15 protein-coding genes are annotated in these 16747 nt (G+C 66.0%); 11 read left to right on the top strand and 4 right to left on the bottom strand.

Annotated elements, in window-relative coordinates; translation table 11 throughout:
- Positions 1-47: 47 nt before the first annotated feature.
- Positions 48-1058 (bottom strand): LacI family DNA-binding transcriptional regulator, encoded by a 1011-nt coding sequence (locus ACIP9X_RS02685; protein ID WP_400478168.1) that lies wholly within the window; start codon positions 1056-1058, stop codon positions 48-50.
- Between the two features lie 292 nt (positions 1059-1350).
- Here ACIP9X_RS02685 and ACIP9X_RS02680 point away from each other — a divergent pair, with 292 nt between their 5' ends.
- The 11 genes from ACIP9X_RS02680 to ACIP9X_RS02630 all read left to right on the top strand — a co-directional run bounded on the left by ACIP9X_RS02680 (position 1351) and on the right by ACIP9X_RS02630 (position 13693).
- Positions 1351-2670, top strand: coding sequence for an extracellular solute-binding protein (locus ACIP9X_RS02680; protein ID WP_400478167.1), 1320 nt, complete (start codon positions 1351-1353; stop codon positions 2668-2670).
- 2 nt (positions 2671-2672) lie between these two features.
- Positions 2673-3575, top strand: a complete 903-nt coding sequence (locus ACIP9X_RS02675) for a carbohydrate ABC transporter permease (protein WP_400478166.1) — start codon at positions 2673-2675, stop codon at positions 3573-3575.
- Position 3576: 1 nt separating this feature from the next.
- Entirely contained in the window at positions 3577-4476 is a 900-nt protein-coding gene (locus tag ACIP9X_RS02670; RefSeq protein WP_400478165.1) for a carbohydrate ABC transporter permease, read from the top strand.
- A gap of 44 nt (positions 4477-4520) precedes the next feature.
- Positions 4521-5735: a Gfo/Idh/MocA family protein gene (locus tag ACIP9X_RS02665; protein ID WP_400478164.1), complete on the top strand. Its 1215-nt coding sequence runs from the start codon at positions 4521-4523 to the stop codon at positions 5733-5735.
- Complete coding sequence (locus tag ACIP9X_RS02660) at positions 5732-6736, top strand: sugar phosphate isomerase/epimerase family protein (protein ID WP_400478163.1); 1005 nt, start codon at positions 5732-5734, stop codon at positions 6734-6736. The genes ACIP9X_RS02665 and ACIP9X_RS02660 overlap by 4 nt, the downstream gene beginning before the upstream one ends.
- Positions 6737-6784: 48 nt before the next feature.
- Positions 6785-7486, top strand: a complete 702-nt coding sequence (locus ACIP9X_RS02655) for a ThuA domain-containing protein (protein WP_400478162.1) — start codon at positions 6785-6787, stop codon at positions 7484-7486.
- Positions 7471-8595, top strand: coding sequence for a Gfo/Idh/MocA family protein (locus ACIP9X_RS02650; protein ID WP_400478161.1), 1125 nt, complete (start codon positions 7471-7473; stop codon positions 8593-8595). Before ACIP9X_RS02655 ends, ACIP9X_RS02650 begins: the two co-directional genes overlap by 16 nt.
- Positions 8596-8696: 101 nt before the next feature.
- Positions 8697-9884, top strand: a complete 1188-nt coding sequence (gene xylA, locus ACIP9X_RS02645) for a xylose isomerase (protein ID WP_400478160.1) — start codon at positions 8697-8699, stop codon at positions 9882-9884.
- Positions 9885-9970: 86 nt separating this feature from the next.
- The gene (gene xylB, locus ACIP9X_RS02640; protein ID WP_400478159.1) at positions 9971-11437 is read left to right on the top strand and encodes a xylulokinase; all 1467 of its coding nucleotides are present in this window, start codon (positions 9971-9973) and stop codon (positions 11435-11437) included.
- 22 nt (positions 11438-11459) lie between these two features.
- The gene (locus ACIP9X_RS02635) at positions 11460-12422 is read left to right on the top strand and encodes an aldose 1-epimerase family protein (RefSeq protein ID WP_400478158.1); all 963 of its coding nucleotides are present in this window, start codon (positions 11460-11462) and stop codon (positions 12420-12422) included.
- Entirely contained in the window at positions 12419-13693 is a 1275-nt protein-coding gene (locus ACIP9X_RS02630; protein WP_400478157.1) for a multidrug effflux MFS transporter, read from the top strand. The genes ACIP9X_RS02635 and ACIP9X_RS02630 overlap by 4 nt, the downstream gene beginning before the upstream one ends.
- Before the next feature lie 50 nt (positions 13694-13743).
- Here ACIP9X_RS02630 and ACIP9X_RS02625 read toward each other — a convergent pair whose 3' ends face one another.
- From ACIP9X_RS02625 to ACIP9X_RS02615, 3 genes are read right to left on the bottom strand one after another with little or no spacing between them, the layout of a single operon-like run.
- Positions 13744-14910 (bottom strand): cytochrome P450, encoded by a 1167-nt coding sequence (locus tag ACIP9X_RS02625; protein WP_400478526.1) that lies wholly within the window; start codon positions 14908-14910, stop codon positions 13744-13746.
- Positions 14911-14927: 17 nt separating this feature from the next.
- The gene (bioD, locus tag ACIP9X_RS02620) at positions 14928-15605 is read right to left on the bottom strand and encodes a dethiobiotin synthase (protein ID WP_400478156.1); all 678 of its coding nucleotides are present in this window, start codon (positions 15603-15605) and stop codon (positions 14928-14930) included.
- Entirely contained in the window at positions 15602-16747 is a 1146-nt protein-coding gene (locus ACIP9X_RS02615) for an 8-amino-7-oxononanoate synthase (protein WP_400478525.1), read from the bottom strand. The genes bioD and ACIP9X_RS02615 overlap by 4 nt, the downstream gene beginning before the upstream one ends.

Genomic DNA, 16747 nt, shown 5'->3' with positions numbered 1-16747 from the left:
GGATCGCCGGAGGCGTCTATACCTCCGGCGTCTTGCATTTGGTGCGGTCAAAGCCCGGGAGCCGCGGTGGATTCCCGGACGACCAGATGCGTGGCGAGCTCGACGCGGTTGGAGTCCAGGTCTTCCCCTTTCGCTTGGCTCAGGACAGCGCGGAGGGCTGCCCGTCCCATTTCATGCAGCGGTTGGCACACGGAGGTCAGGGACGGAACTGCATCTTCCGCCAGGGTGGTTCCGTCGAAACCGACCAGGCTGAGGTCTTCCGGAATGCGGATGCCGTGCTGGCGGGCTTCCCGCAGCACGCCCACAGCGACGCTGTCGCTGCCGGCAAAGATCGCCGTCGGCCGTTTTGGTAAGGCGATCAGCCGCCTGAGTCCCTCTATGCCGTGATGGGTCCTGAATTTTCCGTGAATGATGTACTCCGGTTTCACCGGCACGCCGCTGGACGTCAGTGCGGACATGTAGCCGTGCAGGCGGGCCTGGTTGCACTCAGCTGTCTCGTGCCCGCCGAGATAAGCGATGTCCCTGTGCCCCAGCTTGAGCAGGTGTTCTGCCGCGGCCTTGCCGCCTGCCCAGTTGGTGGCGCCCACACTGACGACGTCCGGCGGAGGAGGATTGAGCGGATCTACGACGGCGACCGGAATGTTCCGCCGCCTGAGGGCCGTCAGCTGCGCCTCACTGAAATCAGAAGTCACGAGGATCAGCCCTATCCTGCCGTGGGCAACCATCCGCTCCGCCCGCCGTTCGGGGGTGAGCCCGGGCACCGGCCCGCTGCTGGAGGTGCTCATGAGGACCTCCACGCCCACAGAGGCCGCGTATTCCAGGATCCCGTTGAGGACGGCTGTTGAGTAGGCCGGTGTGAAGGCGTCAAAGGAGACTTCGACGATTGAGGGCTCGGGAGAGGCGATCCGCCGCTGCATCGGGGACTGGTAGCCGGCGTCCACCAGTGCGGCCAGGACCTTTGCCCGGGTTTCTTCCGCTACATCTTCGCGGCCGTTCACGACCTTCGAGACGGTAGGCGTGGAAACCCCCGTAAGTCTGGCAATAGCTGCCAAAGTCATCTTCTTCGGAGGTGTCGAGAGGGACACAGCCAACCGCCTTTCGAAAATGTTTCGCTGTAAAAAGTCTCATGCATAGGGCCAGTAACGTCAACTGTTACGCGGATTCACCGGCTGACAGCCCGCCGAAAGTAGCCCTTGACCGTGACCACGATCACTAGTACCTTTGCATCGTATCGAACGCTTATCGAAAAGTTTCGAGAAGGCGCGCTTCAGTTTCGTTCCCGTCTCGCAGAGGAGATGGGGCTTCAAGCCTGGGAGCCAACGACGCCCCCGAAGGATGGATGGAAGACCAATGAAATTTCGGAGACTGCACACCGCAGCAACAGCTCTCACCGCCGGTGCCCTTGTCCTTTCCCTCGCCGCCTGCGGTTCGAGCGGGCCGTCCGGCGGCTCCGTCAGCGCCGACTCTGCTTCCATGTGGGGACTCACCGGCGGCAACCAGGCGTCCCTGCAGAATTCTGTCGACGCTTGGAACAGTGCGCACAGCGACCAGAGCATCAAGGTTGAGTTCTTTGCCAACGACGCCTACAAGACCAAGGTCCGCACCGCAGTCGGTGCAGGGCAGGGCCCGACCTTCATCTACGGCTGGGGCGGCGGCGTGCTCAAATCCTACGTCGAGGCCGGGCAGGTCGAGGACCTCACCGGATTCCTTGAGGAGAATCCGCAGGTGAGGGACCGTTACCTGCCGTCCGTGCTGAAGAACGGCGAGATCGACGGCAAGACCTACGCGGTCCCCAACAACAACGCCCAGCCCGTGGTGCTCTACTACAACAAGGAGGTGTTCGACAAGGTCGGTGCCCAGCCGCCGAAGACCTGGGATGAGCTGATGGCACTGGTGCCGAAGTTCAAGGCAGCAGGCATTGCCCCGTTTTCGCTCGCCGGCCAGTCGAAGTGGCCGAACCTGATGTGGCTTGAGTACCTGGTTGAGCGCATCGGGGGACCGGAAGTCTTCGCGAACATTGCTGCCAACAAGCCCGGTGCCTGGTCCGACCCGGCCGTCGTGGAGGCCTTGACCAAGATCCAGGAACTAGTCGATGCAGGCGGGTTCGTCAACGGTTTCTCCTCCATTGCTGCCGACAGCAGCGCTGACCAGGCTCTCCTGTACACGGGCAAGGCTGCCATGATCCTGCAGGGCGGCTGGATCTACCAGGGCATGAAGAAGGACGCTCCGGAATTTGTGAGCAGCGGCAAGCTCGGTTTCACCACGTTCCCGACCGTATCCGGCGGCAAGGGTGACCCGGCGAACGTCGTGGGCAACCCGTCCAACTTCTGGTCCGTGTCCTCCAAGGCCACCGAGTCCCAGAAGGAAGCTGCCCTGAACTACATCAAGGACGGCATGTTCACCGAAAAGAACACGCAGGATCTGATCGACTCCGGTGCTGTCCCGGTGGTCAAGGGCATCGAGTCCAAGCTCGAAGCATCCCCGGACAAGGACTTCCTGACCTTTGCCTACGGCATGGCCAAGAAAGCACCCGACTTCACCATGTCCTGGGACCAGGCACTTAGCCCCGCCCAGGGAGACGCCATGCTCTCGAACCTGGACCAGATCTTCCTGAAGAAGATCACTCCCCAGCAGTTCGCGGACACGATGAACGCGACGATCGAGAAGTAACCGTGGCTTCACTGACAAGCACCCGCCGGCGGGTCCTGCGCAAGGGTCCGTCGGCGTGGCTGGCCGCCCCGGCGCTCGTGTTCTTCCTGGTCTTCGCCGTGATCCCGCTGGCCGGGGTCCTCTTCCTCAGCTTCACCAGCTGGGACGGTTTGGGCGCAATCAGGCTGGACGGCATGAACAGCTGGGCCGCCGTCCTGACCGACCCCGTGACGGGCAACGCTTTGGTGGTCACCGCCAAGATCATCATCTTCTCGTTCATTGTCCAGGCACCCATCAGCTTGCTGCTGGGAGTCTTCACCTCGGGCGGGCAGAAGTACCGCGCGGCCCTTGCGGTGCTGTATTTCCTGCCCCTGCTGCTCTCGTCAGCAGCTGTCGCGATCGCCTTCAAGGCCCTCCTCGACCCCAACTTCGGTATGGGACCCGGGCTGGGTATCCCCGCCCTTGCCCAGGACTGGCTCGGCAACTCGGACCTCGTGCTGTTCGTGGTGGTGTTCGTGATCGCCTGGCAGTTCGTGCCTTTCCACACCCTCATCTACCAGGGCGGCGTCCGCCAGATACCCGCTTCGCTCTATGAAGCAGCGCAGATTGATGGTGCCGGCCGGATCAAGCAGTTCTTCCACGTCACGCTGCCGCAGCTGAAGTACACGATGATCACCTCCTCCACACTCATGGTGGTTGGCTCCCTTGCCTACTTCGACCTGGTCTTCGTCCTGACCGCCGGCGGCCCCGGATATGCCACCCGGCTGCTTCCGCTGCATATGTACCTCACCGGGTTCAAGGCCAACGACATGGGCGCTGCCAGTGCCCTGGGCGTCATCCTCGTGGTGATCGGCCTCGTCCTGGCCCTTCTCCTGCAGCGGCTCGGCGGACGCAACCGCAGCGCAAGCCAACTCGAAGGAGCCTGACATGGCCTCGACCACACAGCTCGCAGTTCCTCCCGCGGCCCCGGCCACTCCCAGCGAGCCTCTGCAGCGCCGGGGCAGGGGTCCCGGAGCGCGGCCCAACGTTCTTGGTTCGCTGGGCGGATGGTTCTGGCTCGCGGTGATCATCCTGCCCGTCTACTACGTCGTCATCACGAGCCTGAAGGACCAGGCAGGGTTTTTCACAACCAACCCGATGATGCCGCCCACCGAGCCGACGCTGGACAACTACAAACTGGTCCTTGAGCAGGACTTCGTCCGGTACTTCACCAACAGCCTGATCGTCACCGTCGGCAGCGTGATCCCCGCCCTGCTGGTGTCATTTATGGCTGCCTATGCCATCGTGCGGGGCAGCGGCTGGTTCCTCAGCTCCACCAACAAACTGTTTCTGCTGGGCCTTGCCATCCCGCTGCACGCCACGATCATCCCGATCTACTGGATGATCACCCGCGCCCAGATGTACGACACCCTGCTGGCGCTGATCCTGCCCTCAATTGCCTTCGCCATTCCGATCTCAGTACTGATCCTGTCCAACTTCATGCGGGATGTCCCCAACGAACTGTTTGAATCCATGCGGCTGGACGGGTGCAGTGACTGGACCATGATGTGGCGGCTCGCGCTGCCGCTCATGCGCCCGGCGGTAGTAACGGTGGGCATCTACAACGCCCTGCATGTCTGGAACGGTTTCCTCTTCCCGCTCATCCTGACCCAGAGCCCTTCCACGCGCGTGCTGCCTCTTTCCCTGTGGGCGTTCCAGGACGAGTTCACCGCCAACATCCCGGCAGTGCTGGCCTCGGTGGTCCTGGCCACCCTGCCGCTGCTGGTGCTCTACGTCGTTGCCCGCCGCCAGCTGCTCAGCGGCCTGACCGCCGGATTCAGCAAGTGAGCGGTTCAGCAAGCGAGCCGGCGCAGAATGAAAGGAACACACTCATGAGTGACCGCAAGCCCCTGCGCGTAGGGATGGTGGGCTATGCCTTCATGGGCGCCGCCCACTCCCACGCCTGGCGGACCGCCCCGCGCTTCTTCGACCTGCCGCTGCAGCCGCAGCTCACGGCGCTCGCCGGCCGCAACGCCGAGGGTGTCCGCGCCGCCGCCGAAAAATACGGCTGGGACGGCGTCGAAACCGACTGGCGCCGGCTGATCGAACGGGACGACATCGACCTGGTCGACATCTGCACCCCCGGAAACACGCACGCCGAGATCGCCATCGCTGCCCTGGAGGCCGGCAAGCACGTCCTGTGCGAAAAGCCGCTGGCCAACTCCGTGGAGGAGGCTGAAAGGATGACGGCGGCCGCCGACGCCGCGGCAGCCCGCGGCGTGTATGCGATGTGCGGCTTCAGCTACCGCCGCACGCCGGCGCTGGCCCTCGCCAAACGCATGGTCGACGCCGGGAGGCTGGGACAGATCCGGCACGTCCGCGCGCAGTACCTCCAGGACTGGCTAAGCGACGCCGGCGCTCCGCTGACATGGCGGCTGGACAAGGAAAAGTCCGGCTCGGGCTCGCTCGGGGACATCGGCGCGCACAGCATCGATGCCGCGCAGTGGATCACCGGCCGCCGGATCACGGGCGTCTCCGCCCTGCTCGAAACCTTCGTCAAGGAACGCCCGGTCGGCGGAGAGTTCGTGGGTCTCGGCGGGCACGGTGCGACGGGCGAGGACATGCAGCTCGGGCCCGTCACCGTCGATGATGCGGCCATTTTCAGCGCCCGCTTCGAGGGCGGCGCTTCAGGCAGCGGAGCGTCCGACGGCGGCCCGATCGGTGTCTTCGAAGCCACCCGTTTCGCCCTGGGCCGGAAGAACGCCATGCGCCTCGAACTGAACGGCACCAAGGGTTCCCTCGCTTTCGACTTCGAGGACATGAACACCCTCTCCTTCTACGACGCCGCCGAAGAACCCGAGGCGGGATTCCGCCGCATCCAGGTCACCGAACCTGAACACCCCTACACCGGGAACTGGTGGCCCGTCGGCCACGGCCTGGGCTACGAGCACGTCTTCACCCACCAGGTGGTCGACTTCCTCACTGCGATCAGCGAGAGCCGCCAGCCGACGCCGTCGTTCGCCGACGCGCTGCAGGTGCAAAAGGTCCTCGCCGCAGTCGAAGCCAGCGCCTCCGACGACAGCCGCTGGCAGAAAGTCCCGTCATGACCCGCCCCATCACCCTGTTCACCGGCCAGTGGGCCGACCTGCCCTTTGAAGAAGTCGCCCGCCTCGCCGGCGAGTGGGGCTTCGACGGCCTGGAAATCGCCTGCTGGGGCGACCACCTCGACCCGGAGCGCGCCGTCGGGGACGACGCTTACCTCCAGGGCAGGCTCGACATCCTGGACAAGCACAACCTTAAAGTCCACGCCATCGCCAACCACCTCACCGGGCAGGCGGTCTGCGATGACCCGATCGATGAACGGCACCGTGACATCCTCTCCCCGGCCATCTGGGGCAACGGCGACCCCGAAGGGGTGCGCACAAGGGCCGCCGAATCGATGAAAACCACGGCGCGGGCAGCGGCAAGGCTAGGCGTCAAGACCGTCACAGGCTTCACCGGGTCATCCATCTGGAAATGCGTCGCCATGTTCCCGCCGGCTTCCGACGCGATGATCGAACGCGGCTACAGGGACTTCGCCGACCGCTGGAACCCGATTCTGGACGTCTTCGATGAAGTCGGGGTTCGGTTCGCCCTCGAAGTACACCCTTCCGAGATCGCCTACGACTACTGGACCGCCAAGCGCACACTGGAGGCCATCGGGCACCGGGAAGGCTTCGGCCTGAACTTTGACCCTTCGCACTTTATCTGGCAGGACCTGGACCCGGTGATGTTCCTGCAGGACTTCGCCGACAAGATCTTCCACGTCCACGTCAAGGAATCCGTCCGCCAGCTCAACGGACGCAACGGCCGGCTTGGCTCCCACCTGCCGTGGGCGGACCCGCGCCGGGGCTGGGACTTCGTCACGGCAGGCCACGGCGACGTCAATTGGGAACCGATCTTCCGCACGCTGAACGCCATCGGCTACGACGGCCCCACAAGCATCGAATGGGAAGACGCCGGCATGGACCGCCTGGTCGGAGCACCGCAGGCACTGGAGATGGTGAAAGAACTCGCTGCCATCAGCCCGCCCGCCGCTGCCTTTGACGCGGCCTTCAGCACCCGCTGAGCTGCAGCCAACAAACGAACAAACCAACGAAACCAATAAGGGAAACCCATGACAAGCGAGAACAAGACCACTCTGGTGGTGCGCGGCGGCTGGGACGGCCACCAGCCTATAGAAGCCACCGAGCTGTTCATCCCGTACCTCAAAGAGCAAGGCTACGACGTCAGGGTTGAGGAATCACCCAAAATCTACGCCGACGCAGAGTACATGGCGGGCGTGGACCTGATCGTCCAGTGCATGACCATGTCCACGATTGAAAAGGACGAATTCGAGGGACTGCGGTCCGCCGTTGAGAACGGCACCGGACTGGCCGGCTGGCATGGCGGGATCGCCGACTCGTACCGCAACACCTCCGATTACCTGCACCTGATCGGGGGACAGTTCGCCTGCCACCCGGGCAAGCACCCGGACGAACGCAAAGGCGAGCAGGCGGACAACTACGTCCCCTACACCGTCAACATGCTCCCGGCGGCCGCCGAGCACCCCATCACCGCAGGCATCGGCGACTTCGACCTCGTCACCGAACAGTACTGGGTCCTTGCCGACGACTACATCGACGTCCTGGCGACCACCACCCAAAAGGTACGCGAATGGGACCCGTGGAACCGCGAAGTCACCTCGCCCGCCATCTGGACCCGCCAATGGGGCAAAGGCCGCATCTTCGTTGCCACCCCCGGGCACCGAGTGGAAATCCTGCAGGACACCAACGTCCGCACCATCATCGAAAGGGGCATGCTGTGGGCAAGCCGCTAAACGTAGGAATCATCGGCTGCGGTGCCATCATCGCCCAGTACCTGGCCAGCTTCCGCCGGCTTCAGGAGAACAACCTCGTTAACCTCGTGGCCGTCGCCGACCTCGACGCTGCCCGCGCCCACGCGGTCGCCGACGACTACGAAGGCGTCCGCGCGCTCACCGTCGACGAGCTCCTGGCCGCGGACGACGTCGAACTCGTCCTGAACCTGACCATCCCCGCCGCCCACGCCGAGGTGGCTCTCAAGGCGATCGCCGCCGGAAAGCACGTCTACGGCGAAAAGCCGCTGGCGGCCACGACGGCGGAGGCTCGGGAAGTGCTGGACGCCGCCAAGGCAGCAGGCGTCCTCGTTGGCTGCGCCCCGGACACAGTGCTGGGCACCGGCATCCAGACGGCCCGCAAGGCAATCGACGACGGACTGATCGGGCGGGTGGTTTCCGCCACCGCCACCATGATGACCCCCGGCCACGAACGCTGGCACCCGAACCCCGACTTCTACTACCAGCCCGGCGGCGGCCCGCTGCTCGACATGGGCCCCTACTACGTTTCGGCCCTGGTCACACTGCTCGGACCGGTCGTTTCGGTGATCGGGGCTGCCAGCCACACCCGGTCCGAACGGACCGTCGGCTCTGGGCCCCGAGAGGGTGAGACCATTCCGGTGACCACCGACACCCACGTCACCGGCGTGCTGGTCCACGCCTCCGGTGCACTGTCCACGCTTGTCATGAGTTTCGACGCCGTGAAGACCAAGAGCCCCAACATCGAGATACACGGGGAGCGCGGCTCCCTGGCCGTGCCGGACCCCAACCATTTCGACGGCGACGTGCAGCTGTTCCCCCTTGGCGGCACCGAGTGGCAGGCCCTGCCGGTCTCAGCCGGATATACCGGCTCCGGCAGGGGCTTCGGCGTCGCCGACCTCGCCGGCAACCCCCAGGGGCAGGAACCGCGGGCCGGCGGCTCGCTGGCCTTCCACGCCCTCGAAATCATGGAAGGCGTGCTCAAGTCGGCGCAAAGCGGGCAGGCAGTGGCTATCACCAGCACAGCAGACCGGCCCGCCGCCGTCGAACTCGCCGCCATCGCCCGGGAAGTTCAGACAACGTCAGCCCAGTAAGCCACGCCGGCAGCCCGCAGGCCACAGCTCCCTCAGCCGGTAGAACCGGAGACTCCTTCCGTTCTGCCTGACCCACCACACTAGTTAGATAAGGCGCACCAATGAACTCGACCCCCACCCCCGCTGACCGCTTCACTTTCGGCCTTTGGACCGTCGGCTGGACCGGCGCCGATCCGTTCGGCGTCGCCACCCGTGCAGCGCTTGATCCTGTCGAAGCCGTGCATAAGCTCAGCGAACTGGGCGCGTACGGCATCACGTTCCACGACAATGACCTTGTTCCGTTCGACGCCACAGCCTCGGAACGTGAACTGATCCTGAAGAACTTCACCGCGGCCCTGGCAGAGACCGGCCTGAAGGTTCCGATGGTGACCACGAACCTGTTCAGCCACCCGGTGTTCAAGGACGGCGGTTTCACCTCCAACGACCGATCCGTCCGCCGTTTCGCGCTGAGCAAGGTTCTGCGGAACATCGACCTCGCCGCCGAGCTTGGCGCCGAGACCTTCGTGATGTGGGGCGGACGTGAAGGCAGCGAATACGACGGGTCCAAGGACCTCTCCGCGGCCCTGGACCGGATGAAGGAAGGCGTGGACACCGCAGCGGCCTACATCAAGGAAAAGGGCTATGGTCTGCGCATCGCCCTTGAGCCGAAGCCGAACGAGCCCCGCGGCGACATTTTCCTCCCGACTGTCGGGCACGGACTGGCGTTCATCGCCCAGCTCGAACACGGCGACATCGTCGGTCTGAACCCGGAAACCGGCCACGAGCAGATGGCCGGGCTGAACTTCACCCACGGCATCGCGCAAGCGCTGTGGGCAGGCAAGCTCTTCCACATCGACCTCAACGGCCAGCGCGGCATCAAGTACGACCAGGACCTGGTCTTCGGCCACGGCGATCTCACCAGCGCCTTCTTCACTGTTGACCTGCTCGAGAACGGCTTCCCGAACGGCGGCCCCAGGTACGACGGCCCGCGGCACTTCGACTACAAGCCCTCCCGCACGGACGGCTACGACGGTGTCTGGGAGTCTGCGAAGTCCAACATGGCCATGTACCTGCTGCTGAAGGAACGCGCCCTGGCCTTCCGCGCCGACCCCCAGGTCCAGGAAGCACTCACCGCCTCGGGCGTGTTCGAGCTCGGCGAGCCGACCCTCGCCGCCGGCGAAACGACCGCGGACCTGCTCGCGGACGCGGGCGCCTTCGAAACCTTTGACGCCGACAAGGCCGCCGAGCGCTCGTTCGCGTTCGTCCGGCTCAACCAGCTCGCCATCGAGCACCTGCTCGGCGCGCGCTGACGCGTCCACGCTAAGTTAGTTACCGCCGTCGTCACCGGCACCTAAACTGCCGGTGACGACGGCGGCCCTACAGAAAGAATGAACCCATGCCACTCGTCGCGGGGATCGACAGCTCCACCCAGTCATGCAAGGTGGTCATCAGGGACGCAGCGACCGGGAAGCTCGTCCGCCAGGGAAAGGCCTCCCATCCGTCCGGCACGGAAATACATCCCGAACATTGGTGGACGGCACTGCAGGAAGCCATCGCTGCGGCCGGGGGGCTCGACGACGTCGCTGCCGTCTCAGTTGGCGGGCAGCAGCACGGCATGGTCTGCCTTGATTCCACCGGCGACATCGTGCGGCCGGCTTTGCTCTGGAACGACACCAGGTCCGCAGAGGACGCCCGCGAATTGATCCTTGAAGCCGGCGACGGGGACCATGACCGCGGGGCACGCCACTGGGCCAAGACCACCGGGACTGTTCCCGTCGCGTCGCTGACCGCCACCAAACTCCGCTGGCTCGCCCGGACCGAACCGCACAATGCGGAGCGCGTTGCCGCCGTCTGCCTCCCGCACGACTGGCTGTCCTGGCGTCTTGCCGGCTACGGCCCCGGATCCGGGCACGATTCCCTCGGCGAGCTGCGCACCGACCGCTCGGACGCCTCCGGGACCGGCTACTACTCCGCGGCCTCCGGCACTTACCTGCCCGAGGTCCTGGAGCAGACCCTCGGCCACGTCCCTGTCCTGCCCGCCGTCATGGCTCCCCTCGAAACTGCAGGAAAGACCAGCGGCGGGGCGCTTATCGGCCCCGGCGCCGGGGATAACGCGGCAGCGGCCCTCGGCGTCAACGCAGGGGTGGGCGACGTCGTGATCTCCCTCGGCACCTCGGGCGTGGTGCTCGCCGTATCGGCGGCGCCGTCCGCCGATCCTTCGGGACTCGTCGCCGGTTTTGCCGATGCCACCGGGAACTACCTGCCCCTGGCCTGCACACTGAACGCGACCCGCGTCTTCGACGTGACCGCGCAGCTCCTGGGCACAGACCTGCCCGGCCTCGGAAGACTCGCCCTCACCGCCGCGCCGGGAGCAGGCGGACTGACCCTCATCCCGTACTTCGAGGGCGAACGGACCCCGAACCTGCCCGACGCCGCCGGTTCCCTGCACGGCATGACACTGGCCAACTACACGCCGGAAAACCTCGCACGCGCCGCCATCGAGGGAGTCCTTTGCTCCCTGGCGGATGGCCTTGCAGCACTGGAGACGCAGGGAGTGGAAGCGGAAAGAGTCATCCTCGTCGGCGGCGGGGCCCAGTCTCCCGCCGTGCAGCAGATAGCGGCAGAAGTCTTAGGCCGGCCCATCATTGTGCCCTCTCCCGGCGAATACGTGGCCGACGGGGCAGCCCGCCAGGCTGCTGCCGTCCTCACCGGCGATTTCCCGGACTGGGCGCTGGATGCTACGCAGATTGCCGAGCCCGACGGCGGGCCAGAAGGCAAGCAAGGGCAAGGGGACCGGCAAGCGGGGGAGGTGCTCGCCCGCTACCGCCAGCGGACGAAAGAGGCCCACCCGTCCCTCCGATAACGGAAGTTCGCAGGTGTTTTGGATGATCACGTCCGCAAAAAACAGCACACCCACCAGCAAGACCCCGGCGCGTGGCAACACGGAGTTTGAACTGCGGCACGGCGCCTACGTTGCCGCGGTCACCCTCAGGGGTGCCGCGCTGCGCAGTCTTCGCCACGAGGGGCGGAACCTCGTGGTGCCGTTCGAGCCCGGGAACACAATCCCTGATTACCGGGGCGTCATTTGTGCGCCCTGGCCCAACCGCCTGGCCGATGGGCGCTACTCCTGGGAGGGGGCTGACATCCAAGTTAGGATCAACGAACCGGAGCGCAACACCGCTTTGCATGGACTGGTTTTCGACATCCTGTGGTCGGTGGCCGAACGCGACGAATCCTCGGTGACTCTGGCAACGTCGCTCACCCCGGTGGAGGGCTATCCGTTCCCGCTGGATCTGAAGGTGCGCTACTCCCTCAGCCCCGCCGGACTTCAGGGAACTGTCACCGCGGCCAACCCGGGTTCGGCGACCGTCCCCTACGGAGTCTGCCCTCATCCCTACCTCATCGCGGGAAGCGCACCACTCGACGACTGGTCCCTTGCCATCCCCGCTGACCGGTTCCTTGACGTCACTCCTGACAGGTTGCTGCCCACGGAAGAAGTGCCGGTGGAAGGGCATGACTTCGACTTCCGCACTGAAAAAATGCTTGGCAGCAGGAGGATCGACCACGCCTTCAGCGGCATAAGCAGGGACGCCGGCGGTATCGCCAAAGTGAGTGTTTTCGACCCGTCCGGGACCGGCGTCGAACTGGCGTGGGGAAGCGAGTGGCCTTGGGTTCAGATTCATACGGGGGACAAGCCGGTGGGGCCGGACCGGCTCGGGGTGGCCGTGGAGCCCATGACCTGCCCGCCCGATGCCTTCAACAGTGGAACGGATCTGGTGCAGCTCGCGCCGGGCCAGGTGCACTCTGCCAGCTGGTCAATCCAAGCCGTGCGTAGGTTTGCCGCGTGACGGACACCCCACAATGCCCAGCCCCTGGTACGCGGTCCCGCAGCGTCAAGTACGTCCTGATGCTTGGCGCACTGGCTGCGCTCCCGGCCGTGACCACAGACATGTACCTGCCCTCCTTGCCTGCCGTGGTGGAAGACCTCGCAACCACCCAGGCCGCTGCGCAGCTCACCTTGTCCGGAACGCTCCTCGGCGGCGGGATAGGCCAGCTGGTCATCGGCCCCTTCTCGGACCGGTTCGGACGGCGGCTGCCGTTGGTCATCGGCATCTCGCTGCATGTCGTGATCTCGCTGCTGTGCTCCATCACGCCGAACATCGAAACGCTCATTGGACTGCGTGTCCTGCAGGGCTTCTTCAATGCAGCGGCAGCGGTGGTGGCCATTGCCGTCATCCGTGACCGCTTTGTGGGCTCCGCAGCCGCCCGGCTGCTCTCCCGTCTTATGCTGGTGATCGGCGTTGCCCCATTGTTTGCCCCGACCATGGGCCAAGCCATCGCCGGACTCTGGCACTGGCGTGCGGTTTTTTACGCGCTGGCGCTCATCGGTGTGGTCCTGGTTGCCATCGTGTGGAAGTTCATGCCCGAAACGCTGCCGAAGGACAGGCGCAGCCCCGGCCGGCCCCGGCACGTTGCCAGCGCCTACGGGTCCCTCCTCCTGCGGGACAGACACTTCATGGCGCTGGCCGTGATCCCGGGGCTGGGTCTGGGCATGATCATGAGCTACGTGGTGGGCTCGCCCTTCGTGTTCCAGCACGAATACGGCTTCACCGAGCAGCAGTTCGCCCTCGCCTTCGCACTCAACGGCGCCGCGCTGGTGCTCTCCGCGCAGCTCAACGCGGCGCTGGTGCGCAGGGTGCCGCCGCTCCGCCTTCTGCGCACCGCCGTCCTGGTCCAGCTGGTCCTGGCCTTGTTGCTGCTCGCGGCGGTGGCCACGGGCACCGGCGGAGCCTGGGGCCTGATGGCCGGTCTCTGGCTTGTTCTGGGGGTCCAGGGAATGATTCCCGCAAACGCCTCCGTTCTGGCCTTGCACAACTACGGACACATGGCGGGAACTGCGGCGGCGGTTATCGGAGCCCTGCAGTCCGGCGTCGCCGGACTCGTGAGCCCCCTGGTAGGACTGCTGGGCGGAAACGCGCTGTCGATGGTCTGTGTCATGATTGGCTGCTGCACCCTGACAGTGATTGTGCTTGCCGCCGGCACCCCCGCCTACCGCAAGGGCGGCTGGGCCGAGCACGCTGAACGCAGCGACGACGAGCGGGTCGTGGCCGATGGCTAGGAATGCTCCTTGGCAGCGCTCAGGGCTCTACCCGGACTGGCCGGGAATGATCAGACCTTCCCGGCCGTCACGGTGACAGTCTTGGGCGCCTGGAAGGACAGGTGCCGAATCCATTCGGGCTCGTGATCCCGCAGCCTGGCCTGAGGCAGGGCGGCGGCGGTTTCCTGGACGATGACGGTGGCTTCCAGTTCTGTCAGCCTGGCTCCGAGGCAGCGGTGGATGCCTGAACCAAAGACCAGGCCGTAGGCGGTTGGCCGCCTGCGCCGTGCCGTTCCAGCCGTTGGGGCCAGATCCTCCTCTTGCTCTCCGGGCAGGTCATGCGTGCCGGTCAGCTCAAGCAGGATTTCTGCCCCCGCCGGGATGGCCTGGCCGGCGGCCGTCGCGTCCTGGGCGCTGACGCGGCGCCAGGTGGGGACGGATGATTCAGTGGCAAGCACATGCCACACCATGGAACGGGCAGACTCCTCATCAGCCGCCTCGGCCCAGGTCACGGGGCCGGTTCCCTCCAGGAGGCGGAACAGGGTGGTGCTGATCAGCTGGGTTGTTGTTTCCTGTCCGGCGATCAGCAGGAAGTAGCCGAGCGAACAGATCTCAGGGGTGGACAACCCGTGTTCGTGCAGGGACTTGAACAGGTTGCGCCCGGGAGCGCCCACGGACTCTCCGACGAGTTCGCGCAGCCACGTGTAGAAGCCGGCGGCGCTTCCGGCCAGTTCGAGCTGCCGGTCGCAGTCGGGCCAACCCCAAAAGAGTTCCATCGAGTCGAGACCCCAGCGCTTGAGTGCCGCGAGGTCCCGCACCGGCAGCCCGAGGAGTTCGAGCATAACGACGGCCGGCGTGAACGCAGCCACAGACTGCACCAGGTCCGCCTGACCGGAACGGCCGAGCTCTCCCGCCGCTTGTGCCGCTGCCGCCCGTGCCAGTTCCCTGATCCGTGGTTCCATGGCAGCGACCTTCGCCGGCGTGAAGAAACTTCCCACCACCTTGCGGATCCCTGCATGTGAATCGGTGTCGTTGCTGGCGAGGACCGGGGGCAGGGCGAAACGCACGGACTGCAGCACGCGCAGCGCCGGCCCCGCAATGGGAGTGACGGCTATCAGGGCGTTGGCGGGGCTGAACTCCGCCGGACGGTGCAGAATGTCCCGGACTGCCTCGGGGTCGCGCACCACCAGATAAGGACACTGAGAGGATCCGACAGGCAGGTGCGCAACCGATCCCATTGCTGCCGACGCCGGGTTCACGCGGACACTCCGTCCAGCCATGCCCCTGCATCAGCCCGGAACCGGCCGGGCGGCAAGAGCGACGCCTGGTCGGGAATGGCTCCCAGCAGGGGAACGGGCAAGGACCCGAGGGCCTCGCGGTTGCTCTGGTGCACGAATTCCGGGTCAGCGGGCCAGCTCCCCAGTACGAGTCCCAGCACGTTCAGCCCGCGGGCGGCCAGCGCTTCGAGGGTCAAGGCAGTGTGGTTCAGCGTGCCAAGGGCAGGGCGGGCAACGAGCACAAACGCCGCCGCCAAAAGAGCACCGAGTCCGGCCATCGTGCCGCCGTCGGCGTCCAGCTCCACCAGCAGGCCGCCCGCGCCTTCGACCAGGACGTGGTGGTGGTCTGCCGCCAGCTCACGGATCTTCTCTGCGTGCACGGCGATGCCGGGCAGCTGCACGTGATCGACGGCGGCGGCCGCGACGGGTGCGAGGGCCTCCTGCAGGACGACTCCCGTTTCTGCTTTCACCGCGCCGGCGAGCCGGACAATCTCCGCCGTATCGGAGTCGCCGTCGGCCGCTCCTGACTGGCAGGGCTTGTAAACGGCGACGCTGCGCCCGGTTCCGGAGAGGACGGCGGCGAGGGCCGCCGTGGTGATGGTCTTTCCGACTCCGGTGTCTGTGCCGGTAATCAGAATGATGGCGGGCAGGTTCATGTGTTTTCCTCCAAGACTCTGCGCAGCACCACGCAGCTGTGTTCGATGTCCTCGGCTGAAAGGGTGGCCCGTGAGGTGAGCCGAAGCCGCGAAATCCCGCCGGGGACGGAGGGCGGCCGGAAGCACCCCACCCGGACTCCGGCGGCCCGCGCGGCCGTGGCGGCTGCAAGGGCCGCGTCGGCGGAAGGCATGGCAAGGGATTGGACGGCACCGGCAGAGGGAACGGGGTTGTCCCAGGCACCGGCGAGGCCGGACGTGAGCGCGGCTGCGTTGCTGTGCACGGACGCAGAACGCCACGGTTCCTCGCGGATGATGCGTACGGCGGCGAGGGCAGCGGCTGCTGAAGCCGGCGCCAGTCCCGTGTCGAAGATGAAGCTTCTTGCACGGTTAACGAGATGCTCGCGCAGCAGCCCGGGCCCGAGGACCGCGCCGCCCTGGCTGCCCAGCGCCTTGGACAGGGTCGCGGTGACCACCACGTTGGGGTGGCCGGCAAGGGCAGTGCCGGCCACAGCTCCGTGACCCTGGTGCGCGGCGGTGCCCGTGACTCCGAGGCTGTGGGCTTCGTCGACGAGCAGCACGGCGTCGTGCTGTTCCGCCAGGGCCAGCAGGCTGGTGAGCGGCGCCTCATCGCCCAGCACGCTGTAGACGGATTCGACGGCGACGATCGCCCGAGGTTCTGCACGGCCCGTGAGGAGGCGGCCGGCTTCGTCCAGCCGGTTGTGTCCGAACGATTCTGTGCGTGAGCGGCTGAGCCGGAATCCGTCGATCATCGAGGCGTGGCAGTGTTCGTCCGCCACGATCAGGGTCCCCGGCCCGCCGAGCGCCGTGAACACTCCGATGTTGGCGAGGTAGCCGGAGGAGAACACCAGCCCAGCCTCCATGCCGGTAAGCAGCGCCAGTTCCCGCTCCAGGTCAAGGTGGAGCTCGGTGGTCCCGGCCACGAGGCGCGAGGATGTTGCGCCCGCTCCCCACCGCGACACCGCGGCCGAGGCGGCTTCCGCCAGGCGCGGGTCCGAGGACAGGCCCAGGTAGTCGTTGCTGGCAAGATCTATGAAGCATTCGTTGGCAGCGCGGGGGAGGGGCCGGCGGGCCAGGCCCCGGCTGTCCCGCACCCTGGCCTGCCGCTCGAGCCACGCGGTCAT

It is taken from the genome of Arthrobacter sp. NPDC093125, assembly GCF_044754225.1.
GTDB lineage: Bacteria > Actinomycetota > Actinomycetes > Actinomycetales > Micrococcaceae > Arthrobacter.
This window is presented reverse-complemented; position numbering and strand designations above follow the sequence as displayed.